26 protein-coding genes are annotated in these 26471 nt (G+C 28.1%); 10 read left to right on the top strand and 16 right to left on the bottom strand.

Annotated elements, in window-relative coordinates; translation table 11 throughout:
* Window positions 1–45 precede the first annotated feature (45 nt).
* The 5 genes from ACJJVY_RS04615 to dapF all read right to left on the bottom strand — a co-directional run bounded on the left by ACJJVY_RS04615 (window position 46) and on the right by dapF (window position 4000).
* On the bottom strand, window positions 46–555 hold the full coding sequence (locus ACJJVY_RS04615) for a peptidoglycan-binding protein LysM (protein ID WP_405611587.1): 510 nt from the start codon (window positions 553–555) through the stop codon (window positions 46–48).
* 148 nt (window positions 556–703) lie between these two features.
* Complete coding sequence (locus ACJJVY_RS04610) at window positions 704–1597, bottom strand: DUF2279 domain-containing protein (RefSeq protein ID WP_405605652.1); 894 nt, start codon at window positions 1595–1597, stop codon at window positions 704–706.
* 2 nt (window positions 1598–1599) lie between these two features.
* Entirely contained in the window at window positions 1600–2628 is a 1029-nt protein-coding gene (gene mltG, locus ACJJVY_RS04605) for an endolytic transglycosylase MltG (RefSeq protein WP_405605650.1), read from the bottom strand.
* A gap of 26 nt (window positions 2629–2654) precedes the next feature.
* Window positions 2655–3176 (bottom strand): GNAT family N-acetyltransferase, encoded by a 522-nt coding sequence (locus ACJJVY_RS04600; RefSeq protein WP_405605648.1) that lies wholly within the window; start codon window positions 3174–3176, stop codon window positions 2655–2657.
* 53 nt (window positions 3177–3229) lie between these two features.
* Window positions 3230–4000: a diaminopimelate epimerase gene (dapF, locus tag ACJJVY_RS04595; RefSeq protein WP_405605646.1), complete on the bottom strand. Its 771-nt coding sequence runs from the start codon at window positions 3998–4000 to the stop codon at window positions 3230–3232.
* Window positions 4001–4133: 133 nt separating this feature from the next.
* Here dapF and ACJJVY_RS04590 point away from each other — a divergent pair, with 133 nt between their 5' ends.
* From ACJJVY_RS04590 to ACJJVY_RS04570, 5 genes are all read left to right on the top strand, one after another.
* Complete coding sequence (locus ACJJVY_RS04590) at window positions 4134–5522, top strand: trypsin-like peptidase domain-containing protein (protein ID WP_405605644.1); 1389 nt, start codon at window positions 4134–4136, stop codon at window positions 5520–5522.
* Window positions 5523–5656: 134 nt separating this feature from the next.
* The gene (locus tag ACJJVY_RS04585; protein ID WP_405605642.1) at window positions 5657–7099 is read left to right on the top strand and encodes a glyceraldehyde-3-phosphate dehydrogenase; all 1443 of its coding nucleotides are present in this window, start codon (window positions 5657–5659) and stop codon (window positions 7097–7099) included.
* A 260-nt stretch (window positions 7100–7359) separates the two neighbouring features.
* A complete protein-coding gene (locus tag ACJJVY_RS04580) occupies window positions 7360–7875 on the top strand; it encodes a hypothetical protein (protein WP_405605640.1) in 516 nt (171 codons plus the stop codon).
* Between the two features lie 14 nt (window positions 7876–7889).
* The gene (gene ligA, locus ACJJVY_RS04575) at window positions 7890–9887 is read left to right on the top strand and encodes an NAD-dependent DNA ligase LigA (protein WP_405605638.1); all 1998 of its coding nucleotides are present in this window, start codon (window positions 7890–7892) and stop codon (window positions 9885–9887) included.
* Window positions 9888–9927: 40 nt separating this feature from the next.
* Entirely contained in the window at window positions 9928–10665 is a 738-nt protein-coding gene (locus ACJJVY_RS04570; protein ID WP_405605636.1) for a DUF4294 domain-containing protein, read from the top strand.
* A gap of 5 nt (window positions 10666–10670) precedes the next feature.
* On the opposite strand, the gene ACJJVY_RS04565 is transcribed toward ACJJVY_RS04570, so the two are convergent.
* A complete protein-coding gene (locus tag ACJJVY_RS04565; protein WP_405605634.1) occupies window positions 10671–11669 on the bottom strand; it encodes a glycosyltransferase family 2 protein in 999 nt (332 codons plus the stop codon).
* 69 nt (window positions 11670–11738) lie between these two features.
* The gene (locus ACJJVY_RS04560) at window positions 11739–12182 is read right to left on the bottom strand and encodes a type I restriction enzyme HsdR N-terminal domain-containing protein (protein ID WP_405605632.1); all 444 of its coding nucleotides are present in this window, start codon (window positions 12180–12182) and stop codon (window positions 11739–11741) included.
* A 26-nt stretch (window positions 12183–12208) separates the two neighbouring features.
* On the opposite strand from ACJJVY_RS04560, the gene ACJJVY_RS04555 reads away from it, so the two are divergent.
* The 4 genes from ACJJVY_RS04555 to ACJJVY_RS04540 all read left to right on the top strand — a co-directional run bounded on the left by ACJJVY_RS04555 (window position 12209) and on the right by ACJJVY_RS04540 (window position 14817).
* A complete protein-coding gene (locus ACJJVY_RS04555) occupies window positions 12209–12697 on the top strand; it encodes an AAA family ATPase (protein WP_405605630.1) in 489 nt (162 codons plus the stop codon).
* A complete protein-coding gene (holA, locus tag ACJJVY_RS04550) occupies window positions 12698–13699 on the top strand; it encodes a DNA polymerase III subunit delta (protein WP_405605628.1) in 1002 nt (333 codons plus the stop codon).
* A 1-nt stretch (window position 13700) separates the two neighbouring features.
* The gene (locus ACJJVY_RS04545; RefSeq protein ID WP_405605626.1) at window positions 13701–14276 is read left to right on the top strand and encodes a Crp/Fnr family transcriptional regulator; all 576 of its coding nucleotides are present in this window, start codon (window positions 13701–13703) and stop codon (window positions 14274–14276) included.
* 88 nt (window positions 14277–14364) lie between these two features.
* Window positions 14365–14817: a DUF1569 domain-containing protein gene (locus tag ACJJVY_RS04540; RefSeq protein ID WP_405605624.1), complete on the top strand. Its 453-nt coding sequence runs from the start codon at window positions 14365–14367 to the stop codon at window positions 14815–14817.
* A gap of 19 nt (window positions 14818–14836) precedes the next feature.
* On the opposite strand, the gene ACJJVY_RS04535 is transcribed toward ACJJVY_RS04540, so the two are convergent.
* Complete coding sequence (locus ACJJVY_RS04535) at window positions 14837–16072, bottom strand: DEAD/DEAH box helicase (RefSeq protein ID WP_405605622.1); 1236 nt, start codon at window positions 16070–16072, stop codon at window positions 14837–14839.
* A gap of 156 nt (window positions 16073–16228) precedes the next feature.
* Between ACJJVY_RS04535 and ACJJVY_RS04530 the strand changes: the two genes are divergently transcribed.
* Window positions 16229–18979, top strand: coding sequence for an outer membrane beta-barrel protein (locus ACJJVY_RS04530; protein WP_405605620.1), 2751 nt, complete (start codon window positions 16229–16231; stop codon window positions 18977–18979).
* 98 nt (window positions 18980–19077) lie between these two features.
* On the opposite strand, the gene ACJJVY_RS04525 is transcribed toward ACJJVY_RS04530, so the two are convergent.
* The 8 genes from ACJJVY_RS04525 to ACJJVY_RS04490 all read right to left on the bottom strand — a co-directional run bounded on the left by ACJJVY_RS04525 (window position 19078) and on the right by ACJJVY_RS04490 (window position 26440).
* Window positions 19078–19716, bottom strand: coding sequence for an NAD(P)H-binding protein (locus ACJJVY_RS04525; protein ID WP_405605618.1), 639 nt, complete (start codon window positions 19714–19716; stop codon window positions 19078–19080).
* 50 nt (window positions 19717–19766) lie between these two features.
* Entirely contained in the window at window positions 19767–20690 is a 924-nt protein-coding gene (locus ACJJVY_RS04520) for a septum formation inhibitor Maf (RefSeq protein ID WP_405605616.1), read from the bottom strand.
* A 156-nt stretch (window positions 20691–20846) separates the two neighbouring features.
* Window positions 20847–21488 carry an alpha/beta hydrolase gene (locus ACJJVY_RS04515; RefSeq protein ID WP_405605614.1) on the bottom strand — a complete coding sequence of 214 codons (642 nt, stop codon included), beginning with the start codon at window positions 21486–21488 and terminating at the stop codon, window positions 20847–20849.
* A 22-nt stretch (window positions 21489–21510) separates the two neighbouring features.
* Window positions 21511–21837, bottom strand: a complete 327-nt coding sequence (locus ACJJVY_RS04510; protein WP_405605612.1) for a hypothetical protein — start codon at window positions 21835–21837, stop codon at window positions 21511–21513.
* 7 nt (window positions 21838–21844) lie between these two features.
* Window positions 21845–23101 carry a dihydroorotase gene (locus ACJJVY_RS04505; RefSeq protein ID WP_405605610.1) on the bottom strand — a complete coding sequence of 419 codons (1257 nt, stop codon included), beginning with the start codon at window positions 23099–23101 and terminating at the stop codon, window positions 21845–21847.
* Window positions 23098–25047, bottom strand: a complete 1950-nt coding sequence (locus ACJJVY_RS04500; RefSeq protein ID WP_405605608.1) for a BatA domain-containing protein — start codon at window positions 25045–25047, stop codon at window positions 23098–23100. Before ACJJVY_RS04500 ends, ACJJVY_RS04505 begins: the two co-directional genes overlap by 4 nt.
* 76 nt (window positions 25048–25123) lie before the next feature.
* A complete protein-coding gene (locus ACJJVY_RS04495; RefSeq protein ID WP_405605606.1) occupies window positions 25124–25888 on the bottom strand; it encodes a TIGR02757 family protein in 765 nt (254 codons plus the stop codon).
* A gap of 6 nt (window positions 25889–25894) precedes the next feature.
* Window positions 25895–26440, bottom strand: coding sequence for a CPBP family intramembrane glutamic endopeptidase (locus ACJJVY_RS04490; protein ID WP_405605604.1), 546 nt, complete (start codon window positions 26438–26440; stop codon window positions 25895–25897).
* Window positions 26441–26471: the final 31 nt, after the last annotated feature.

Genomic DNA, 26471 nt, shown 5'->3' with positions numbered 1-26471 from the left:
TGAAGCTTTTTTAAATGAAAATCGAATGTTTTCTAATAATAAATTTTAGGCTGTAGCATTTTTTTCTGCTTCGATGTTAGATAGATCGTAGCCAGCAAACTTTTTCAAGTAAGACTGTATTGTAGATCCGTAAGCATCAGAAAAGCGAACACTACCATTACTTCTCAAGAATTTTTTTACATTTCCTGCACCACTTAAATGGGCTGCTGCTAATATTCCTGATTCTGTAATTTTAATTCCGTTTATAGTTTTACCTACAGAGCGTCTAATATCTTTTCTTAAAATCCATTTGTTAACTTTACATAAAGCTACAAATGCTTTTTCTTGCAACTCAGGATTTTTTAAAAAACCTTGAGTGTTGTAAATATTTAATCGATGTAAAGTAGTTCTACCAAATTGGTATTTTCCTAAATAACCTAAAGTATTTACAACCGTATATTTTCCTTGAGATTCTTTAAACGCTAACGCTTCTTTAAAACCTACAAAATCTTTTTGTAGATAAGGAATGTTAAAATCTACGAATTTCGGAAAGGTAATCTTGTTGTTAGTATCTATTTTTTTATCGATGCTTGTGGCATTAATAAACCCTAAAAATATAATACTTAAAAATAAAAACTTTTTGATAAATATAATTTTTCTGTTTTGCGGGTGCAAATTTATAATCAAATTTTAAATATACTGATAATCAGTACGTTAAAATTTATTAAAAATACAGATAATGAAGCTTTATTCCATTTTTGGTATTAATTTCTAGAGTAGGAGCAGGAATCTTTACGAAATTTATAACAGAAAACACAGATTTTAAGAATTCCGAATTTGTTGTTATTTTTGTTAAATCTACATCTAAACTAAGGTAAAATTGTCTGTAAGGCTCTTGTATCATTGAGTTTGCTACATTTGAGTTTCCAAAAATCATGCCTTCTGCTCCATAACCTAAAGCAACATTTAACCATTTAGGAAACGAACTTTCTTTGTTAAAAGACCAAATATTGGCAGATAACCAATAAGTTTGACCATTATAATCTTTTAAAGTTTGTTGTAAAAAGTTTTCACCTAGCGTATTAGGTCTTTCTTTTGCAAAGTGAGTTTGATGAAAAGAATACTTTACAGTAATTCTTTGTTCATCCCAAAGTAATTCTTGTCCAATTAATAAACCTGTTCCGGCTGCATTAGCAAGAATATCTCCAGGTGAGGCTCCCCATTCTTCAGAAAAACCATCAAAAATTTCAACAGCAGTTAAAAAGCTAAAACCTAAAGTGGCTCCATAAATTAATTGATTTTTTTTTGAAACACCAGTCCAGTCTAAAAGTTCCATACCAACTTTTCCGATATAGTAAGAAGTCATAAAATGACCCGCTTTATCCATCTGGTTCCAATCATTATTGTCATTTTTTAAATGAAAATTAGATTGAGGATAGTCTGCATACCAAAGTTGATTTAAAGCTAATAAAGTACCACCAGCTAAAATACTTTCAGATAATATAACTGCATTTCTTCTTTTTAAATTTAAAGTATCAGATTTTTTATAAAAAGAAGATGTTTGAGAATAGGTAGTTATTGTAAAAAGAGAAAATATTAATATGAATAATTTTTTCATTATTATCTGTTAATTCTCTGTTTGTTCATCCATTGATGATATTTTGCTGCATTTCTATTATGTTGAGACAAGGTTTTTGCAAAAGCATGATAACCTAATCTTTCTACATTAGCACACATATAATAATAGTTATGTTTTTGTGCATTTAAAACTCCATCAATTGCAGAAATATCTGGCATAGATATTAGAGTAGGAGGCAAACCTCTATTTTTATACGTGTTATAAGGAGAATCTATTTCTAAATCTACTGTTAAAACTCTTTTTACAACATAATCTTGTCCCATTTTTTCTTTGATACTATATATAATGGTAGGGTCTGCTTGTAATGGCCAACCTTTTTGTAATCGATTTAAATACAAACCAGCAACAATTGGTCTTTCTACTGTTTTAGCAGTTTCTTTTTGTACGATAGAAGCTAAAGTCATTACTTCACTTTTTGTTAAGTTTAAAGCTTTGGCTTTACTAAGTCTACTATCATTCCAAAATCGATTGTATTCTTTAAAAATTTTGTTTCTAAAATTATTAGCAGAAGTTGTCCAATAAAATTCGTAACTATTTGGAATAAATATTTGTAATACAGATTTTTCTGTCAAGTTGTTTTTTGATAAAAAATCTTTGTTTCTAAAAGAGTTTAAGAGAGATAAAGAATCTGTTTCTATTTGCTCTGCAATTCTGCCAGCCAATTTTTCTAAAGTATCTTGATTATTAAAAGAGATTTTTAACGGGGTTTGATTCCCGCTTCTTAATAGATTTACCACATCATTATTAGACATATCTTTCTTTAAAATATATCTTCCTGGTTTTGGTATAGAAAAATTCTTTTTTGCAGCTACAAATAAAAAAGTGTTTGAGCTTGTAGAAAACTCAGCTATTTTATCTTTAACATCAATTAAACTATCCGAAGAATATATAAAGAGAGTTCTGTCTTTTGTAATCGATTTTCCAAATATTTTTTGATAATATTTATATCCAATAATTCCGGATATAACGATAATAGTGGCAATAACAGCTAATATAAATTTTTTACTCAATGTACTAAGATTTTAGAATGGTAAAATTAGTCTTTTATCAACTGAAATAAAACTTCATCTTTAAATTTTCCTTCAGAAAAAATCCAATCTTTTTTTATACCAATTTTTTTAAATTGATGTTTAGAAAAAAGAGATATGCTTTTTAGATTATCAGTAGTAATATTTGCAAAAAGTTGATGTAAATCTAAATGAGAAAAAGAGTATTTAATTAAAAGCGATAAAGCTTCTGAAGCAAAACCATTTTTTTGAAACTTTGGATGAATTAAAATACCAATACCTGCTCTTTTATGTTGAGGATTAAAATCAAACAAATCAATCATACCAATTTGTTTTTTGGTTGATTTTTCTTCTATGAGTAAACGTAACTGCTTTGCTTCATAAATGTCTAAATGAGCATTTTCTAAATATTGTTTTAAAATATATTTAGAAAACGGAGTTTGAGTGTGACTAATTTCCCAAAAAGATTCATTATTTTCAATTTGATAAAGAAATTGTAAATCTTCTGGTTCTAGTGCTCTTAGATTTATTGTTTGACCACTTAGAGACATAGGAAACATAGTTTTTTTAAATTTTAATTTTTTTAAAAAGAGGTTAATCTGTATTAAAAAGAAATATTTCCTTTAAAAACAAAAGCAGCAGGTCCTTTTAAAAATACATTGGTGTAATTTCCGTTATCTTCTTTAAAAGAAACTTCTAAATTACCACCTTCTACAGGTAAAGCAATTAAGTTACTTGTTGTTTTCTGTGTTTTGTGCATGGCAATTGCAACAGCTGTTACTCCGGTTCCACATGCTAAAGTTTCATTTTCTACACCTTTCTCATATGTTCTAACTCTAAAAGTATTCGCATCAATTTGTTGAGCAAAGTTCACATTACTTCCAGGGTCAGAATAAGAATACCTAATTTCTTTTCCTTTCTCAAAAACAGGAAAGGTATCAAGATTTTCAACCAATTCTACATGATGTTGTGTTCCTGTATATGCAAAAACTGAATTCTCTTTTACTTCAATTTCATTAACATCAATCATTTTTAAAGAAATAACTCCGTTTTCTATTTCTGCAAAATGAGATCCATCAACAGCTATAAAATTTGTTTTTGTATTTATAATTTCTAATTGTTTTGCAAAAGCAACGGCACATCTTCCTCCATTTCCACAAAATGTTTGGCTTCCATCTGCATTAAAATAGATCATTCTAAAATCATAATCATCATCATTTTCAATTAAAATAATACCATCTGCACCAACACCAAAATGTCTGTCAGCCAAGTAAGAAATAATGTCAGTATTTTCTTTTGGAAAGGTTTTTGTTCTGTTATCTATCATAACAAAGTCATTTCCGGTTCCTTGATATTTATAAAAAGTTAAATCCATATACGAGCAAAGGTAATAATTTATAGGTTAAAATAAGTGTGTTAAAAACCGGTTAAAGTCAGTTAAAAACAAGTTAAACAGATTTTTTGAAAATGTTAAAATTGTATATTTGAGTAATTAAAAATTTAGAAACATGAAGAAATTTTTTGGTTTAGTAGGAATGGCTGCCTTAGGTGGAGTTCTTACATTAGGTGGCTATAAAACGCTATTTGATAATGAAACGGTTGTAGAAAGAACAATTTCTCAGCCAATGAAAACAGTTACAGCAAATTATAATCCGGTATTAAATAAGGTAAATTCAGTAGCAAATTCTATAGATTTTACTGTTGCCGCAGAAAACTCTGTACATGCAGTTGTACACGTTAAAAATACAGCAATAAGGACGCAATCTAACCCATGGGCAGAATTATTTTATGGAGGCGGAAGCGGAACAAGAAAATACGAACAAGTAGGTACAGGAAGTGGTGTTATTATTTCTCCTGATGGTTATATTGTTACCAATAATCACGTAATTGATGGAGCATCAGAATTAGAAGTAACCTTAAATAATCAGCATAAATTAAAAGCAGAATTAATAGGTACAGATACAGAAAACGATATTGCTTTATTAAAAATAGACACAGATATCGATTTACCTTATATACCGTTTACAGATTCTGATAATATTAAGATTGGTGAGTGGGTTTTAGCAGTTGGTAATCCTTATAACTTAACATCTACAGTAACTGCAGGTATTGTAAGTGCAAAAGGTAGAGATTTAGAAGGTAATACAGCAATAGACTCTTTTATACAAACAGATGCAGCGGTAAACCCAGGAAACAGTGGTGGTGCTTTGGTAAATTCTAGAGGAGAATTGGTAGGTATTAATACCGCAATTAGTTCTAAAACAGGATCTTTTGTAGGGTATTCTTTTGCAGTACCATCTAATATTGCAAAGAAAATTGTAGATGATTTAATTGAGTTTGGTAAAGTACAACAAGCAATATTAGGTATTAGTGTAGATACAAGATACCAAGAAGAAGGTGTAAAAGTTGCGGGAGTTACAGAAGAAGTAGAAGGAGCAAAAAAATCTGGTTTAAAAACGGGTGACATTATTAAAAAGGTAAATAGTGTAAAAATTACTAAGTTTTCTGATTTAAAAGGGCAGTTAACAGCAAAAAGACCTGGAGAATTTGTAGATGTAACGATTGATAGAGATGGAGAAATTTTAGTTAAAAAAGTAGAATTATCTAAATCTATAGAAAGATATATTTCTTCTGTTTTTCAATGGCAATTAAAAGACTTGTCTAGAGATGAGTTAAAAAAGAAAGATATTTCTAAAGGAGTAAAAATTATTAGAACCGGTAAAGATGATGATGATGAGAACTTAAAAAACTACATTATCACAAAGGTTAATAATAAAGAGGTTGGTAGTGCAAAAGAAACAGCACAACTTTTAGATAAGTTAGTAAGTAATAGATATAGAGTGGCGGTAGAAATGATAAATTTAGAAGGAGAAGTAGAGAGGTATATTTATAGATAATAGTTGTAATTTTTGTTAATAGTGATAATCCTGATAGAAATATCAGGATTTTTTTTATTTACGAAAATTTTACGAAATCGATTTCGTAATTCTAAAAAAAGGAATACTTTTACTCAAAAATATTAAATCAAGTTATGTCAAAAACTTTAAATTACGAAGAAGAAGTATTAGCTCAAGCTAAAAATAGAAGAGTTGTTGTAGAATTTATGACAATTATAAATGATTTATGGTACGATAAATCTATAGAGTTAGTATTATTCAGAAATCCTTTAGTAGATAAAAGAGCTAGTGAAGTTTTAAAATTAATAAACCATGCAAAAGTATTTGTAGGTAAAACTATTACGGTACAAGATGCGTTAGATATTGCAAAAGCAATTCAGCAAATAGATTTACCTTCCTCAAAATTAGATATTGGTAAATTGGCATACGAATGTCATTTAAGTGCTCAAAAATGTAATGATAAAATTGCTTTTGTTAAGAATAAATTAAAGCATGCAACTGCTTCAAAAAATATAGAACCTAAAGATGTAGTTCTATATGGTTTTGGTAGAATTGGTCGTCTTTTAGCAAGAGAGTTAATGACTAAAATGGGTAAAGGTTCTCAATTAAGATTAAGAGCTATTGTAACTCGTGGAGAAATTACAGAAACTGTTTTACAAAAAAGGGCTTCTTTATTGAGTATCGATTCTGTTCATGGAGACTTTTTAGGAACTGTAGAAACAGATATGGATAATAAGGCATTAATTATAAACGGAACAACAGTTTATATGATTTCTGCAAAACAGCCAGAAGATATCGATTACACAGAATTTGGTATTAATAATGCTTTAATTATAGATAATACAGGTGCCTTTAGAGATGATGTTGCATTGGAAAGACATTTAAAAGCAAAAGGAGCTAGTAAAGTGTTGTTAACGGCTCCGGGTAAAGGAATTCCTAATATTGTACATGGTGTAAATCATAAACTATACAGTCCAGAAAAAGTAGATATTTTTTCAGCCGCATCTTGTACAACCAATGCTATTACACCTGTTTTAAAAGTTTTAGAAGACAATTTCGGAATAAAAAAAGGGCATTTAGAAACGATACACGCTTATACCAATGATCAGAATTTAGTAGACAACATGCATAATAAAAACAGACGAGGTAGAGCCGCAGCTTTAAACATGGTAATTACAGAAACTGGTGCTGGTAAAGCAGTATCAAAAGCAATACCAGAGTTAGAAGGCAAATTAACGTCTAATGCAATTAGAGTACCCGTACCAAATGGGTCTTTAGCTATTTTAAATTTACAATTAAAAGTTCCTACAAGTACAGAAGCAGTAAATGCTATCATAAAAAAATATGCTTTAGAAGGAGATTTGGTAGAACAAATAAAATACTCTTTAGATTGCGAGTTGGTTTCTGCAGATATTGTAGGTACAACAGCTCCATCAATTTTTGATAGTAAATCTACAATTACAGACAAAGAAACTATTGTAATTTATGTTTGGTATGATAACGAATACGGGTATTCTCATCAAGTAATGCGCTTGGCAAAACACATCGCAAAAGTGAGACGTTTTACCTATTATTAAAAATCTCTTAGTGCAAATTCATTCAATAAAAATTGAATGTAAAAACCTCGGAATATTTTTATTTCGAGGTTTCTTTTTTTTAGAAGCTACTTCCTGCTTTCACTACTCGCTTTTTTTCGTTACTCAAAAAGAGCTCAAACATGCGTTCAATCAGGGCTAAACTTATTTGCCAACTTTTAGTCTACTTAAAATTATAGAAAACAATTGTTTCATGTACCGTTTTTAGTATTTTTACCATTGCAATCAAGTCCTTTTTTAAAATGAATTCACAAGAAAAACTTCCATATTATCAAATACCAGAATCAGCAAAAGAATTTACAGCAGGTTCAACAGCAAGTAGAATGGTAGATGGTTTAGGGTTTCGTTATTACTGGGCAACAGAAGGTTTAACCGAAAAAGATTTGGCTTTTAAACCAAATTCAGAAGCAAGAACAACAGAAGAAACCATAGATCATATTTATAATTTATCAATAAGAATTTTATATGCTACTTTAATAAAGGTAAATGGAGGAGAACAACCAGAAATGACCTTTGCAGAAAAAAGAAAGCAAACATTAGAAAATCTATTACAAGCAAGCACAATTCTTAGAGAAAGTAAAGATGTTTCTCAATACAAAATACTATTTCCTAATAGAGAATTGTCTTTTTGGTGTGTAATTAATGGTCCAATTGCAGATGCAATTTGGCATGTTGGTCAATTAGTTTCTTTTAGACGATGTTCTGGCAATCCTTTGCCAAATGGAGTAAATGTTTTAACAGGAGAGAAGAAGGATTAATTTTTTATTTTAGAATGACAAATCAACAAAAAATACAATCACTTCGTGATGAATTAAATACACATAATTATAATTATTATGTGTTAGATAATGCTTCAATTTCAGATTACGATTTTGATATCAAATTAAAAGAATTAGAAAAATTAGAAACAGAAAATCCAGAGTTTTTCGATGCAAATTCGCCAACACAAAGAGTAGGGGGAACCATCACCAAAAATTTTGATACAGTTGTACATAAAAATAGAATGTATTCTTTAGATAATTCTTATTCTAAAGAAGATTTATTAGACTGGGAAAAAAGAGTTCAAAAAGTTTTAGGAACAACAGAAACCGAATATTCTTGCGAATTAAAATTCGACGGGGCTTCTATCAATTTAACGTATGAAAATGGTCAATTTATAAAAGCTGTTACACGTGGCGATGGTTTTCAAGGTGATGAAGTAACCAATAATATTAAAACCATTCGCTCAATTCCGTTATCAATAAAAAAAGACTTTGTCTCTAATTTTGAAATGCGTGGAGAAATTATTTTACCAATTGATGGTTTTAATAAAATGAACGAAGAGCGTGTAAAAAATGGAGAAGAAGCTTACAGAAATCCAAGAAATACTGCAAGCGGAAGTTTAAAATTACAAGATAGTACAGAGGTTGCAAAACGTCCTTTAGATTGTTTGTTATATCAAGTTGTAACAGAAGAACGCAAATATAAAACGCATTTTGAAAGTTTAGAAAATGCAAGAAAAGTTGGTTTTAAAGTTCCAGAAACAATTACGTTAGCAAAATCTATTGATCAAGTTTTTGAGTTTGTAAATCATTGGGATACAAATCGTCATAATTTACCTTACGAAACAGACGGAATTGTTATAAAAGTAAATAATCTTCAGCAACAAGAAGAGTTAGGCTACACATCAAAAGCACCAAGATGGGCAATTGCATATAAGTTTAAAGCAGAACAAGTTTCTACAATTTTAAATGAAATTACTTATCAGGTTGGTAGAACTGGCGCAATTACTCCGGTAGCAAATTTACAACCTGTGCAATTAGCAGGTACAACGGTTAAAAGAGCGTCGTTGCACAATGCAGACCAAATTGCAAAATTAGATATTAGAGTTGGTGATACTGTTTTTGTTGAAAAAGGAGGAGAAATTATCCCAAAAATTATTGCTGTCGATTTTACTAAACGCCCAGAAAATTCAGAACACACAATTTACGCAACACATTGTCCTGTTTGTAATACAGAATTGGTAAGAACAGAAGGAGATGCAAAACATTATTGTCCAAACGAGTTTGGATGTGCGCCACAAATAACAGGAAGAATTCAGCATTTTATTTCTAGAAAAGCCATGGATATTGATGGTTTAGGAGGAGAAACAGTAGATTTATTACGTAAAGAAGGATTAATTGCAAATTATGCAGATTTATACGATTTAAAAGTAGAGCAAGTAATTCCGTTAGAAAGAATGGCAGAAAAATCTGCCCATAATATGATTGATGGAATAGAAAAATCAAAAGAAATTCCGTTTGAAAAAGTATTATTTGCACTCGGAATTCGTTTTGTAGGAGAAACAGTTGCAAAAAAATTGGCAAAACATTTTAAATCGATAGATAATTTAATGACTGCGGATTTTGATACTTTAATTGCTGTTGATGAAATTGGAGATAGAATTGCACAAAGTATCATCGATTTTTCATCAAACTTAGGTAATATTCAATTAATAAATCGCTTAAAAGCATCTGGAGTTCAGTTAGAAGTTTCTGCAGAAAGTTTAGAAAATCAAACCAATAAATTAGAAGGACAAATTTTTGTGGTTTCTGGTGTTTTTCATCAAATGAGTAGAAACGAACTAAAGAAAGCAATAGAAGATAATGGAGGAAAAGTAAGTTCATCAATCTCTAAAAAGACAAATTTTATTATTGCTGGCGATAATATGGGACCAGCCAAATTAACAAAAGCAGAAAATTTAGGCATTGAAATTATTTCTGAACAAGATTTTATAGATAAGATTTCTTAAGACAAAAACTTGGCCTAATTAATGATGATTATATAAAGATTTGAAAAAACTACTTTACATATATATAGTAACAATTTCGTTTCTTTCTTTTTCTCAAAAGAAAGAAATAGATTCTTTGCCTACAAATATAGACGAGTATGTTTTTGTGAAACCAGGAGATACTTTAACGGTTAATCTAGATGAGTTCTCATTAATACCAAAACCAAAATTTAAGTCTAGAAACGATATTCGTTATTATTTATGGTTTCGTAGAAAAGTTTTTAAAGCGTATCCTTATGCTCAAATGGCATCAGAAAGATTAGATTCTTTAAGTGTTAGAATAGAAAAGATTGAATCTAAAAGTAAGCGAAAAAGATATATTAGAATGGTTCAAAAATATATTGAAGGTGAGTTTACAGAACAAATGAAAAAAATGACGACTACCGAAGGTCGTATTTTAATAAAGTTAATTCATAGACAAACGGGAGAAACAGCATTTGATAATATAAAGGTGTTAAGAAGTGGCTGGAAAGCTTTTTGGTACAATACAACAGCCAATGTTTTTAAGCTTTCATTAAAAACAGAATATCACCCAGAATCTGTTAACGAAGATTTTTTAATTGAAAATATCTTGCAAACAGCTTTTCAGAATAATAAATTAAAATATCAACCTACAAGATTACATTTCGATTTTACTAAAATTATTCTAGAAAGAAAATCTGAAATAGATGTAGAAGAGTATAAATTGATGTTTGCAAAAAACGCAAAGAAAAAGAAGAAGAAAGAAAAGAAAAGTTAAAAAAATTATTTTAATTCTTTAAAGTTTTTTCTACCTAAAGCAAAATATTGCCAAACAACGCTTGTATGTTTATTGTAATCTAATTTCTTTTTAAGTTTTTTTCGTTTTTTTAAGAATTTAAAAAAGTTTTTATAAAAACTAAAATGTGCTTTTAAAATAGCCAAAGTATGTATTGGTCTTAATTCTAATAAAAACTTTAAACCAGCAATTCCGTCTAAGATTAAACGAGAAAAAACAACAAAAAGAAACCATTTTTTAGGAATGTTTTTAACTACGTTTAGTAAACTATTTCTAAAGTTTAAAAAGGTTTTATGCGGATTTGTTTCTTGCAAAGTTGCACCACCAACATGATAAACAGTAGAGGTGCCAACATATTTAATTTTGTAGTTGTTATTTTGAACTCGCCAACATAAATCTATTTCTTCTTGATGTGCAAAATAATCTTCATCAAAACCATTTAGCTGATGATAAACTTTAGAACGAATAAATAAACAAGCTCCAGAAGCCCAAAAAATATCAGTTTCGTCATTAAATTGTCCTTTATCTGTTTCTAAATTATTAAAAACACGTCCTCTACAATAAGGATAACCATATAAATCTACAAAACCACCACCAGCACCAGCATATTCAAACTTTGTTTTGTCTTTAAAATCTAACAATTTAGGTTGAATAACGGCTGTACTTTCATCCTTTTTAAAAGTTTCAATAATAGGTTTTAACCAGTTTTTTGTTACTTCAACATCAGAATTCAATAAACAATAAATATCTGCATTTACAGATTTTAAAGCATCATTATAACCTTTTGCATAACCACCGTTTGTAGTGTTTTCTATAATTTTAATAGCAGGAAAAAAATCTTGTACATATTTAATAGAAGTATCTGTAGATGCATTGTCTGCAATATAGATATCTGCTTCTGCAGCACTAAAAGCTACAATAGATGGCAAGAACTGTTGTAAAAGTTTTTGCCCATTCCAATTTAATATGACGATTGCTATTTTCAAGGTGGCAAATTTACATTTAATAAATTACTTAAAGCTTAAAAGTAAACTTAATAAAAAAGAAGTTTTTTACTATTTATAATCAGGTATTTCTCTTAAAAAAATATAGGTTTCGTTTTCAAAATCCATTTTGCAATAAAAATGTTGAAATCCATTGGTAACAATTAAAAAATTGGCTTTTAATTTTAAATTATAACGTGCAATTTGATCAAAAGTATCTTGTGTAATTTTTATAGAAGGCGCTTTACATTCTACAATAATATCTGGTTTCCCTTCTGCATTAAAAACTAATATATCCGTTCTTTTTTTTCGATTGTTTATCGTTAACTGTTTTTCTAAAGCAATTAAAGAAACAGGGTATTTTTTTTGATCGATTAAAAAGTAAACATAATGCTGACGAACCCATTCTTCTGGAGTTAAAACCAAATATTTTTTTCTTAATTTATCAAAAATAAGCGTCTTATTTTCGCTACTTTTGAGTTTGAAATTATACGAAGGTAGATTGAGTTTTTGCATCAATCAAAAGTAAATAAAAATCAGACATGATACATTTATTAGTGGGTAATACTGGGGCAGGAAAATCTACTTATGCAAATAGTTTAAAATCTGACACTAAAGGAATTATTTTTACTTTAGATAAATGGAATAAAGTACTGTTTTTAGATGATAAAACAGAAAAAGATGGTTTAGATTGGTTTTTAGAAAGAATAGAAAGATCAGAACTTTTAATGCAAGATTTAATTTTACAGTTAGAAAATGCTAAAGTAGATAGTATTTTAGATGTTGGCCTTTCTAAGTTTTCTCACAGAGAAAAATATAGAAAATTTGCAGAAGAAAATAATTTAGAAGTTAAAATTCATTTTTTAGATATTTCTAAAGAAATAAGAAAAGAAAGAATTTTAAAAAGAAACTTGGAAAAAGGTGAAACTTTTGAGTTTGAAGTAAGTGAAAACGATTTTGAATTTATGGAAAAATGGTTTGAAGGACCTACAGATTCAGAATTAGAAAAGGCAATAATTATAAAAGAGTAAATGAACGAGATTAGAAGCATTGTTGCAGATATAAAAAATGGAAATATAAAACCGATCTATTTTTTAATGGGTGATGAACCTTATTATATAGATAAAATTTCTGATTTTATTGAAGAAAGTGTATTAGATGAATCAGAAAAAGGATTCAATCAACAAATAATGTATGGTAGAGATGCGAGTATAGAAGATATTGTTTCTTCTGCAAAGCGATACCCAATGATGGCAGAAAGACAAGTTATCATTGTAAAAGAAGCACAAGATTTAAGTAGATCTATAGAAAAATTGGTTTCTTATGCAGAAAATCCGCAACCAACTACTGTTTTGGTTGTAAATTATAAGTATAAGAAATTAGACAAACGTAAAAAACTACACAAAGTAGTATCTAAATCTGGATTGGTTTTTGAAAGCAAAAAGTTATATGAAAACCAAGTTGCAGACTGGATTCGTAGAGTTTTAGGTGGAAAAAAATATCAAATAGAGCCTAAAGCTGCACAAATGTTGGTAGAATTTTTAGGAACAGATTTAAGTAAGATTTCTAATGAATTAGATAAATTAATGCTAGTTTTATCTAAAGAAACCATTATAGAAGACAAGCATATAGAAGAAAATATTGGTATTTCTAAAGACTACAATAATTTTGAATTAAAGAAAGCTGTTGGAGAAAAGAATGTTTTAAAAGCAAATAGAATTATCAATTATTTTGTAGAAAATCCAAAGAACAATCCTTTGGTAATGACGATTTCTTTATTAAACGGTTTTTTTACACAATTGCTTTTGTTTCATGGTTTAAAGGACAAATCTAAAAGCTCTGTTGCAAAAAACTTAGGCGTTAGTCCTTATTTTGTTGATGAGTATTTCTCTGCGGCAAGAAATTATCCGATGCGTAAAGTAGCACAAGTAATTGCTACTTTAAGAGATGCAGATGTTAAAAGTAAAGGTGTAGGAGCAAGCCAATCTCACAGAGATATTTTAAAAGAATTATTATTTAAAATATTGCATTAAAATGGATGATAAAAAGATCTTGTTAGAAGAGTTAGGTACAATCGGTTTAACAACGGATGAATTTGAAAACCTTGTTAAAGGATATGAAAAAATAACAATTAAAAAAGGAGATCTTCTAATAAAAAGCGGTTCTATAGTAAAAGGATATTATTTTGTGATTAGTGGTTTTCTGCGTTCTTATGTTATAGATTTTGATGGAAATGAAGTAACTACTAATTTTTATGGTAAAGATGCTTTAATCTTAGAAGGACGTTCTTTTTTTATGCAAATACCTACAAAAGAAGATGTACAAGCGGTAGAAGATTGTGTTTTATGGATAAAAAAAATAGAAACTTTTAACAAAGATTTTAATTTATATAAAGCATACAGAGATTGGGGAAGAGCACGTTTGGTAGGTGATTTTTTTAGTTTAAAAGAAAGAACTTTAAGTATGATTACCGATAAGGCGTCTTATAGATATAAAGAGTTGATTAAAAACCATCCAGAAATTATAAAGAAAGCATCTTTAAAACACATTGCTTCTTTTTTAGGAATAACAGATACTTCTTTAAGTAGAATTAGAAAAGAAATATTATAGTTATATTTCTTGTCATAAGGCAAGTTTAAGAAGATAAATGAATCGTATTTTTGACGAAAATAATTAATATTTAAAGCATTAGATTAAAATGAAAAATATTTTTGAAAAAGAAGTTACAGAAGAAGTAATAGCAAGAGTTAATAGTTTATCAGCAACATCACAACCTATTTGGGGTAAAATGTCTGTATCACAAATGCTGGCACATTGTTCGGTAACTTACGAGATGGTTTATACAGATAAACATGTAAAACCTAATGCTTTTACAAGGTGGATTTTAAAAACATTTGTTAAAAACATTGTTGTGTCAGAAAAACCATATGCTAAAAATGGTAAAACAGCTCCACAATTTATAATTACTGATGAAAGAGATTTTGAAAAAGAAAAGAAGCAATTAGTAGCTTACATTGTAAAAACGCAAGAATTAGGTGAGTCTTATTTTGATGGAAAAGAATCTCATTCTTTTGGTAAATTAACAACCCAAGAATGGAATAATTCTTTTTACAAGCATATAGATCATCACTTAACTCAATTTGGGGTTTAGTTTTATATTAGAAAAAACTTTAATACCAACGTTTTTTATTCTTTTTAGAAGCTTCAGATTTTCTTCCTTTACTATGTTTGCTAACGGTATTGGGTTGTTTCTTTTTATGTTTTGGTTTTGCAATAGGGTAAGGATGCTCTGTAATAACCTTAATTTGTTTTTCAATTAAAGTTTCAATTAACTTAATATAAGCGTTTTCATCAGGAGAACAGAAAGAAAATGCAATTCCAGATTTACCAGCTCTCCCCGTTCTACCAATTCTATGTACATACGTTTCTGGTACATTTGGTATGTCAAAATTAATAATTGCATCTACATTTGTGATGTCAATACCACGAGCAGCAACATCAGTAGCAATTAAAATATTGGCTTTTTTATCTTTAAAATCTTCAATAGCCTTATTTCTTATTGCTTGTGTTTTATCACCATGAATACTTGTTACTTTATATCCATTTTTATTTAAAGATTCTTCTAACTTATCAACACCAAATTTTGTACGTCTAAAAATAATTATTTTACCATTTATGGTATTTCTTAATAAATGCAGACATAAATCTGTTTTATTTTTCTTTGGAAGATAATACAATAACTGACCAATATTTTTAGCAGTTGTTTCTTCTGGATTTATTTCTACTTTAATCGGGTTTTTTAGAATCCTTTTTGCCAATTCATCTATCTTTTCTGGAATTGTAGCAGAAAAAAGTAATGTCTGTTTTTTCTTTGGGCAAAGCGCTTCTATTTTTTTTACATCAGCAATAAAACCCATATCTAACATTAAATCGGCTTCATCTAATACAAAAATCTCTACAGCACTTAAATCAATGTTTCCTTGTAATTGTAAATCAATTAATCTACCTGGTGTTGCAATTAAAACATCTACACCTCTTGCTAATATTTCTTTTTGTGGTTCTAAAGAAACGCCACCAAACACAGCAGTAGTAACTAAATCTGTATACTTGCTATAGTTTGTAAAGTTTTCTAAAACCTGTATAGCCAACTCTCTCGTAGGCGTAACAATTAATGATTTTATTTTTTTAGTTTTTTCTTCTTCATTTTGTTTATCCAACAAAAGTTGAATAATAGGCAATGCAAAAGCGGCTGTTTTACCAGTACCTGTTTGTGCAGAAACAATTACATTTTTTTTAGCCAAAACTAAAGGAATTGCTTTTTGTTGTACTAAAGTTGGTCTGTGAAATCTTTCTTCGGCAACTGCTTTTAAGATAGATTTATGTAAAGGTAATTCAGAAAACTGCATCTATATATTTTTATTGCAAAGGTAGTTTAAAAGACATTATAGTGTTTAATGAATTTTAGATTTAAAAATATGTTATTTAACTTTTATTTAACGTTTTTAAAATTAAACTATACAGTGCATTATCTGTCAAAAAAGTAACCTCTAAATAAAACCAAATTGAAAAAAATTCTACTATTACTTATATTATTTATTTCTACATCATTATTTTCTCAAACATTTACCGTAGAAGGTGTTCTTAAAGACCAAGACTCTATTTTATTAAATGGTGCAACTGTTTATTTACAGAGTGTAAAAGATAGTGTTCCTATAGCTTATGGTATAACAAACAATAGCGGAGAGTTCTCTTTAAGAGTAAATTCTGGTGATGATTCTAAAGTTATTTTTAACATTGCATCTTTGGGTTACGAACCTTATGTAAAAGATATTAATGTGCCATCTGGAGGTAAATTAAATATGGGATTAATCGTTCTAAAAAATCTTACAGAGCAATTAGATGTTGTTACAATTATTGCAAGAGCTCCGCCTGTTTTAATTAAAAAAGATACTGTAGAATATAATGCGGATAGTTTTAAAACACTGCCCAATGATAAAGCAGAAGATTTATTAAAAAAATTACCTGGTGTAGATATAGATATTGATGGAAATATAACCGTAAACGGAATAGAAGTAGAAGCAATAAATGTTGATGGAATGAAGTTTTTTGGTGAAAAAAGTGGTGACATTGCCTTAAAGAATTTACCAAGTAACGTAATTAGTAAAATACAGGTTACAGATTATAAAACAGATAATCAGAAATTTACAGGTGAGGAATCGGATTCTGGCACAAAAGAAATCAATTTAAAAATTAAAAAAGGGAAAAACAGAGCAAGTTTTGGTGATGTTAAATTAGGTTATGGTACTGATGATAAATACCAAGTAAATGCAAATATATTTAAACTAATTGATGGAAAACAAATAGGTCTTATTGCTGGAACTAACAATATAAATTTATCTAGAGGTTTTAATGCTTTACCAGATACAGATACAAGTAACGGTTATATTGAATCTGATTTTATTGGAGCAAATTATACAAAAGGTAAGTGGAATGAAACAAGAGTAAACGGTAATTATAGATATAGTTCTCAAAACAGAGATTTTGATCAACAAAGCCATAAAGAAACTTTTTTACCAGACTTTAATTACATTACAGATTCTGATAGTGATAGTTATACAGATTCTGAAAGCCATACAGCAGGTGCAGATTTAAAATTTATTATCAAACCTAAAAAGAATAAATCTAATAATAAAATACAGTTGTCTAACGAAACTGATTTTAAAAGTTCTAATGAGGATTCTGGTTCTGTGGTAGATAAAGAATCATATTACAGTAACGGAGATTTAGTTAGTGATTATAATTCTAAAAGTGAATCTACATCTTCTGATAGTGAGCTAAAAAATGTACTTGGAATGACTTCTGTTTTAAATAATAAAGGTGATTATTTAAGGGTAAGATTAAATACTAATTTTACAAAAGAAGAATCAGATAGCCAAAACTATTCAGAAAATACACTTGTTAATAGTAATGAAACCACTGTGCAAGATCAAATAAATATTGCAGATAGTAATAGTAGTAATATTAATTTAAATGCATTTTGGAGTAAAGAATTGTTCACTAATTTTAGATTAATGCCTAGTTATAGTGCTACTTTTTATTCTGAAAAAAATGATAAAGATATTTATGATTTTAATGAAGATACAGAAGAATATGATAGTTTTAATGATGTTTTAAGTTTAGAAAGTAAATATGTAACTACTACATTAAGACCAGCTTTAAAATTAAGATATCAATTTAAAGATATTCGTTTTGAGTTTGAAGGAGCTTATATAAATACCTCTAGAGATTATGAAGATAAACTGGTAACAGATCGTAATTTTAAAGCAGATTTTGATTATTTAACATATTCTGGTAGAATTCGTTATAGAGATGAAAACGGGTATAAAAACATTACTTTAAACTATGGTCAGAGCGTAGATTTACCATCTGTAAGTCAGTTGCAACCTGTAGAAGATCTTAGTGATATTACCCATGTAATAGTTGGTAATCCTCTTTTAGAGCCAGGAGTTACACATAATATACGTTTTCAATATCAAAATAATTTGGCTTATAATAACATCAATATTTCTGGAAATGTAAGGGCTCAGTTTGTTCAAGATAAAATTATCAATTCAACAATTACAGATGCAAATTTAAATAGATATACTACATATTCTAATATAGATGGCGATTATTCTTACACAGGTAATTTAGCAGTTTCTAAATCTTTTTTTAACAGAAAAACGAACATTAATTTAAATGCAAGTTTAAACGGAAGTTTTAGTAACAGTTTGTCTATCCAAAATGCTGTAACATTTACAGCTAAAACTACAATTATAAAGCCTTCGGTTTCTTTTAGATATTCTTATGATAATAAAATTGATGTAAGTACAGCGTATAGTTATTCTAAAAATAAGAGCGTTTATGATACAGATGCCTTTAATGATAATAACTATTTTGTACAGAATGTTAATGTAGATACCAACGTATTTTTTCTTAAAAATGCGTTTTTATCTAATAAGGTTGCTTACCGTTATAATAGTAGAGTAGGAGATGAGTTTGATGGAGATGCTGTTTTTTGGAATGCAGGTTTAGGTGTTGAGTTATGGAATAATCAAGCAACATTTTCTATCGTTGCTTATGATATGTTGGGTAAAAACAATGGCTATAGAAGATCTGTAACAGAAACTTACATTCAAGATGTTGAAAATAAAATTTTAGAACAATATTTTATGGCAACATTTGTGTATAAGTTTGGTAGTTTTGCAGGACAAAAAATGAATGTACAAGGAGGAAATAGAGGAAACGGCGGACGCTCTAGGAGAAATAGATAAAACTCATTTTCTTAATCCAATAAATATAAAAGATTCTTACTAGATAATATTTAAATTATTTAGTAAGAATTGTCTTTAAAAGATAAAAATAAGTTTATTTAGTATTCTAAGATTTCTTGTTGTTCTAGAATATGTGTTCCTGATTTTAGTTTTTTCAGAGCATTTATCATCGATTGTGCTAAAACTTCTGTAGAAATAGGTTTGTTCTTTTTAAGAATACCAAATTTATTAAAAAACTTAATTGCTTTTACAGTCCAAATTTCAGTTGTTCTTTTACTATCTTTTCTTTCTAAAATTGGTGGCTTAAAAATTATTGTATTTTCAAAATCGAGCTTTTTTATATCATCGTCTAATTGTCCTTTCATTTTTGAGTAAAAAAAAGAAGAATCAGCAGAAGCAAATGCAGAAGAGATTAAAACATAATTTTTTACTTGATTTTGTTTTGCTTCTTTAGCAAAATCATATTGATATTGATAATCAATTTTCCATTGTGCATCTTTGCTTCCTGCTGCTTTTAAGGTTGTGCCTAAGCAAGAAAACAAAACATCTCCTTTTACCAAGTTTTTCCATTGATCAGTTTTGTCAAAATCAATTACATTAACCTTTAGCTTATCGTTTGATATAGAAATATTTCTTCTAACAAAAATTTCAACTTTATCAAAATAATTGTCTTTAAGAATTAAGTCTAATAACTCTTTTCCTGTAGAGCCTGTTGCTCCAATAATTAATGCTTTCATCTTAGCTTGAGAATAATATTAATATCTTACTTTTTTATAAGGTAATCAATTTAGTTAATTAATTGTAACTCTTTTCTTTTAGCTTCATCAACAATCTTTTTTTGATTCCAATAAGGTTCTTTCAAACTTTTTTTCAACTTGGCTTCAGTTATTAATCCATCTCCATTATCTTCTGTCCAAGAAAGAATTTTATAAGGAAATTCTTTTTCTACGTCAATAGTAATCGTTCTATCGTACTTTAGGTACTCAATTTTATATTTTATAACACTTTCAGATTCTGTTTTACTAATTTTTGCTTTGGTAGCTTGTATGTCTTTATATGCAAAACGGCTATAAATTGTAGAAAAAATTAAATCGATTTCTCCAAGAGGTAATTGTCCTTTATTAATACGAATACGCGTCATCAACTCTTCCTCTAAAAGGGCAGTTGGTATCTCTTTTTCTGTATCTCCATCAGCTTCAAAGTAAGAAAATTGTTTAAATTGATAGTTCTTTTCTCTTAGATTTAACTGTGTAAAAGTGTGTCCGCACCATTCTTGAATACTCGTATTTAACTTTAAAGTATTAGGATGTCTTTGTGTATCAATAGGTGTAAAAGTAGAACTTACAATAGAATAGTCATAAATACCAGTAGTAAATTTTCTAATATTATTTAATTTCATAACAGAAACATTATCGTTTCCTGCTGCTTTAGGATTGTCTAATTTAACTTGCTTACTAAAAGAAAAAGGTTCTGTTACAAAGACTAATACAACTTCACCTTTACGGATTTCTCCATACCTAGATTGTTTTAATTCGTAACTATTTAATTCTGCTTTACCAGCATACCAATAATCATTAAATTGGTTTTTAGTATCCATAACTTCTGTTTTTGTAACAGAAATTGATTTTGTATTTTCAGGAGTTTTATCGGAGCTACAAGCAAAAAGTAGAGTAATGTATAGGAAAATAAATATTCTTAAAATTGAATTCATAATTTTTAAAATTGATTGAACAGATAAAACTTGTATATTTCTTTAGTTTTATGTCGTACCAAAAAGAGAATACTTACTATTTTATAATTAAAAATAGAAGAGAAGAATCAATATAAACTTATTCTTGAAAAATAAAAAAATAGAATATTGTCTGATTTACAAACGTTCTTCAATCCATTTTTTAAAACTGAAAAAATTCTGAGGAGCAACTCCATGACCAACAGGATATTCTGAGTATTCACTGTTAAAACCTAAGTTGTCTAAAAAAGGTTTGCTTTTTCTTGCCCATTCTATCGGTAATACTTGGTCTACAGTTCCATGAGAAGAATAATAGTTGGTTTTAATTTCTTTAGAAATAGATTCTGGTAATAATTCTGTATTAATATAACCGCTTAAAGCAATTACATTTTGTACTTTATTAGGGTAGAAAAAACTTAAAGAATAGCTTAAAATAGCTCCTTGGCTAAAACCTAATAAAAATGTTTTATCTGGATCTGTTTTGTGTTTTTCTTTTATTTCATCAATAAAAAGAGCAATTTTATCTAGAGATTCTCTAGCTTGGTCTAAGTCAGAAAATTTACCATTTATTTCATCAAAATTTATGGCAAACCAAGCATAACTTCCGTAACCTAAAGTGTAAGGAGCTTGTGCGCTAATAATTAAAAATTCATCTGGTAACTCTTCTGAAAAAGAAAATAAATCTTGTTCATTACTTCCGTATCCGTGTAATAGAATTAATAAAGGGGGATTTTCTGTTACTTTCTTAGGTTCTCTAATTAGATATTGTAAATCACTCATTTGTATGCTTTTTTAAGTTTTATTAAACGTTTTTAAACCATTCTTGAAATTGTTCCCCAACTACAGGTACTAGCTTTTTTTCTCCTTTAAAAGCACCAATTAAAGAAATAATCCATAAAACAAATATGATTACGCCTACTATGTAACCAGCTGTAGAACCTAAAAACTTATAAATAATCCATCCGTTTAAAAGTTGAAATAAATTTAAACCAATTGTCTGTCTAATATAAAAACTGGTAAAGTAATTTCTTTTATTATTATTCATAAAAAAAGCAATTATTAAACCAATTACCCATAAATGACTGATAATTGCAGCTGTTTTTCCTTCTTTAACAGTATAGTTTTCCATGGTTTTTTTATTTTAAAATAAGCTGATTGTTTGCATAAATACCATATGCTTTCCCTTTTAAATTTTTATCTAAAAAAGCGCTGTTTTTAGAAGTTGATAAAATATGTTCTTTGATAAAAACATAATTATCATTAGGGTTAAATAAAGTAATATCTACTGTATTATCTTCTTTAATCGAATAATTTTCTAAACCAAAAATAGTTTTTGGTTTACTTGTTATATTTTCTATAAAGTCTTCTAAACTTAAAACCGAATTAATTGCACCAAAAGCACTTTCTAAACCAATAGATCCGTCTTTAGCTTCGCTAAATTCTAGTTTTTTATTTTCTATATCAATAGGGTTGTGATCTGATGTAATAATGTCTATAACGCCCGATTTTATTCCTTCTTGTAAAGCAGTAATATCTGTTTTAGTTCTTAAAGGAGGATTTACTTTAAAGTTACTGTCAAAACCATGTAATTCGTCATCAGATAGCACTAAATGATGTACAGAAACGCTACAAGTTACGTTTAAACCTTTCTCTTTAGCATCTTTTATCAATGCAACAGATTTTGCAGTAGAAATTGTTGGTATGTGTAATTTTCCACCAGTATATTCTAATAAAAATAAATCTCTTGCTATTTGAATTTCTTCAGCCAAACTAGGTATTCCTTTTAAACCTAATTTAGTACTATTAATACCTTCGTTTGCAATTCCCTCTCCTGCAATTGCTTTGTTTTTTGGAAAACTAAATACCAAACCATCAAAGTTCTGTGCATACAAAAGTGCAATTTTCATCAAATTATCGTTGGCAATTGGTTTGTTATAATCAGCAAAAGCAATTGCACCAGATTGTTTCATATCATACAATTCTGCCATTTCTACTCCTTTACTATTTTGTGTTAAAGCAGCAATTGGGTATAAGTTAGTTGCAAATCCGTTTGCTTTATTTATTAAAAACTCTACAGCAGATTTGTTATCAATAACTGGGTTAGAATTTGCATTTACAGCAACAGAAGTAAAACCACTTTTAGCAGCAACTTCTAATCCTTTTTTTATAGTTTCTCTTTCTTCGTAACCTGGTTCTCCAAAAGAAACACTAGTATCAAACCAACCACAAGAAACGTGTAAATTATCTAGTTCTACAACTGTATAATTTTCTTTTGTTTCTATAGAATCTTCTATTTTATTAATGATTCCGTTGGTAATTAATATGTCTTTTTGCTGATTATTATAAGGACTTGAAGAGTCTATAATCGTTGCCGATTTTATAAGAATGGTCATTTTTTAAAGAATTTTAAAATCAAAATTTCTAAAAACAAAGATACAATTGCCAGCGCTAAAAACCATTTCCAAAGTGAATGAACTTCGTTTTTTTTGTTCATTTCTTTAAAAACATTTTTTACTGAAGTAGAAATTGTAATGTTTTTATTGATTTTTTTAAGTTCGTTTAAGTCTAAAAAGTTTAATAAACTTTCTTCTTTTGGATAATTGTAAGCTAATTTTTGTATTGTATCTGTATTTTTTAAGACGCTATAAAATCCAGATTTTAGAGGTTGATTATTTGTAGTAATGCTTACTTTATTTTGAAATTTTTGTTGCAGCGGAATAAATGAAATTTCATCATTCATAATTTTTAGAACATTGTCTTTTTTTAAGTTTGTTTCAACATCAATTTTATTTTCAGAATCTACTCTGTAAAATAATTCTGATTGTTTAAAACTCCATTTTCCGATATTGTAAAAAACAGGAACAATAAGAGGAGAGTTTGTAAAATTACTGTTCTCTTTTTGTAGTGAACCTGCTACCCAATAAACCTTATTTTTTTCGTTTTTAATTTCTGAAATAAAAGCAGAATTATTTTCGAAAGAAATAATTTTACTTGAATTTTTTAATGAAATAGAGAAGTGACTTTTTACAAACGGATATTGAAAATTTGTGATTTTTTTATAGAAAACATTTTTAAAAATTGGGTGTTCAAAATTGATATTTGTAATTTTTAAACTGTCTGTTTTTTTAGAAATAATTTTACCTAAATTCAATTTTTTTAAAAGCAAATTGTATGAACTTATTTTAGAGTTTTCATTCGGAATGATTACAACATTTCCTCCTTTATTAGAAAAGTCTATAATTTTATTTAACAAGATTTCTGGTATTTCTTCAAGCTCATTTAATACAATTAATTGCTGTTTTTCTATGTTGTTGTAGTTAATGTTTTTTACGGAGTATTCAGTAAAATTAAACTCGTTTTTAGTATAGATTTTTGATAAGAAATTAGACTTGTTTCCTATTGCTAAGATGTTTGTTTTTTTGTTGTTTTTTAGAGTGAAGTAAAAGGTGTTGTCAAAGCTAAAAGTATCGCTAAAATTGATGTCTATTTTTCCGTTAAATTTTTCTTGATTTTGGATTGTGACTTCAATTGTTTTTTCTGAATCTTTCTCGAAAGAGGAGGAGAGTTTACTAACTAATTTAGTTTGGTTGTAAATAGCTAAAGGAATGTTGTTTTTTGCTTTTCCTTGGTTTTTAATGGTAATGTTTAATGTAAAATTATCAGTGTTTTTGTTTGTGATGAAAATACTGTCTATAGAAATGTTGTTTTTTGTAGCGCTTTCTAATTTAATAACAGAAAAAGAGGGTGTTACATTTGTAAACTCACTTTTATAAGTGTTCTGAAAATCAGATATTAATATTATTCCATTTAAAGTGTTTGTTTTGTTTTTTTGTTCTGTGCTAAATTTGAGTAAAACATTAGATAAATTTATTTTTTTTGAAGTTTCTTTAATGTTTAACAACACATTTTTTAATTCAGGTTTTGTGATTTCTGAATAAAAATCTGAATTTGTTTGCAACGAATATACATCTTTTTCAGAAACATTTTCTATAATTTCTTGCGCTGCATTTTGTAGTAAATTTCCTTTTTCTCCTTTTGTATTTGCACTTAACGAATTGTCTAAATAAATAAAATTATGTTGTTTTATTTCTATGTTTTTATTACTAATATAAGGTTGTGAAAAAGCTAAAAGTATCGCTAAAAATAAAAGTAATCTTGTAGCTAAAATTAACCATTTTTTTATGTTAGAACTTTTACGAGTTTGCTGTGTTATTTTTTGTAAAAAAGCAACGTTTGTAAAAGGTGTTTTTACAAACTTTTGTAGCTGAAAAAGGTGCACTATAATCGGGATAATTAGTAGTGCTAAAAAGTATAGAATTTCAGGATTTTTAAATTGCATTTATTTTTTCGAATAATTTATAAAGCACTAATTTATCATAAATAAAAGAAACAGAAAAGAGGTTGTTAACTACTAATTAAAACTTTTCGAAAACCCCTAAACCAAACAATGCAAAATCATATTTTACAGGGTCATTTTTATCTAATTTTCTTAAATTTTTATCGAGTTCAGAAAGTGCTTTCCAATCGTTTTGTTTTCTTAAAAGAAGTTTTAATTTACGTGCAACATTGCCAGAATGTACATCTAATGGGCAAGATAGATTTGCAGGTTTATGTGTTTTCCAAAGACCAAAATCTACACCGGATTTATCATTTCTAACCATCCATCTTAAATACATATTTATCCTTTTTGCAGCCGAATTTTTTAACGGATCTGAGACGTGTTTCTGTGTTCTTTGTTGATGTGGAATTTCGAAAAAAACTTCTTTTAAATGATGAATAGCATTCTTATAATCGGTCTCTTTTTCATCAACAAGTAATACATTTTCTAACCCTTTATGATGTGTGTAAATGTGTTTTAAGGAAGTAATAAATTGCTGTAAATCGACAGAATTAAATGTTCGGTGAACAAAATTATCAAGCGATTTTAAGTCTTTTTTAGTATGATTCATTACAAAATCATGAGGAGAATTATCGAGTAAATCCATCATTTTAGATGCATTTTTAATAATCATTTTTCTGTTTCCCCAAGAAATTGTTGCTGCTAAAAAACCTGCAATTTCTATATCTTCTTTTTTAGAGAATAAATGCGGAATTTGTATCGGGTCAGATTCTATAAATTTAGGATTGTTGTACAAAATCACCTTTTCGTCTAAAAATTCTTTCAGCTCAGATTTTTTCATTTTTTGCTATTCGAAGATAAAACTCATTAAATATAAAGTGCCGTTATAAGCACCATGTAAAAATATAGACCAGATTAAACCAAATTTAATTCTAATGTATCCGAAATAAAAACCAACAAGCAATTGAGGTAAAATTAATATAGGTGATAGTAAGAGTACGTTTTTGGTAATTTGATAATTTGTAATATGTATAAAACCAAAAATTATAGAAAAAAGATAAAAACTTAATTTAAATAAAATGGGTTTCTTTAATAAAGTCATAGGTGCTCTAAATAGAAGTTCTTCTATGATGGGGCCAACTATTACGGTTATTAATATCGTTTGAAGAATACTCATGTCTTTAAACATTTCTTCTAACTTATGTGTATCAAAATCTACAAGTTGTAATTCTTCTAAAAAACCATATATAGGTGTTAAAACGATACTTGTTAAAATGGATATAATTAAGAGGTGAAAAAATATTTTAAGTCTGTAAGAAAACTTTCTATTAGTTTCTTTTTCTAAAACAGGATTCTTTAAATAAGTAATTAAATCGAAAAAAGTTTCTTTCATGTTAATTGTTATTTATTTGTTTTAGACGTTG

The sequence above is a fragment of the Polaribacter sp. Asnod1-A03 genome, from assembly GCF_045063585.1.
In the GTDB taxonomy this organism is placed as follows: Bacteria; Bacteroidota; Bacteroidia; order Flavobacteriales; family Flavobacteriaceae; genus Polaribacter.
The sequence above is the reverse complement of the archived record's forward strand: the minus strand, read 5'-3'. Positions and strand labels throughout refer to the sequence as shown.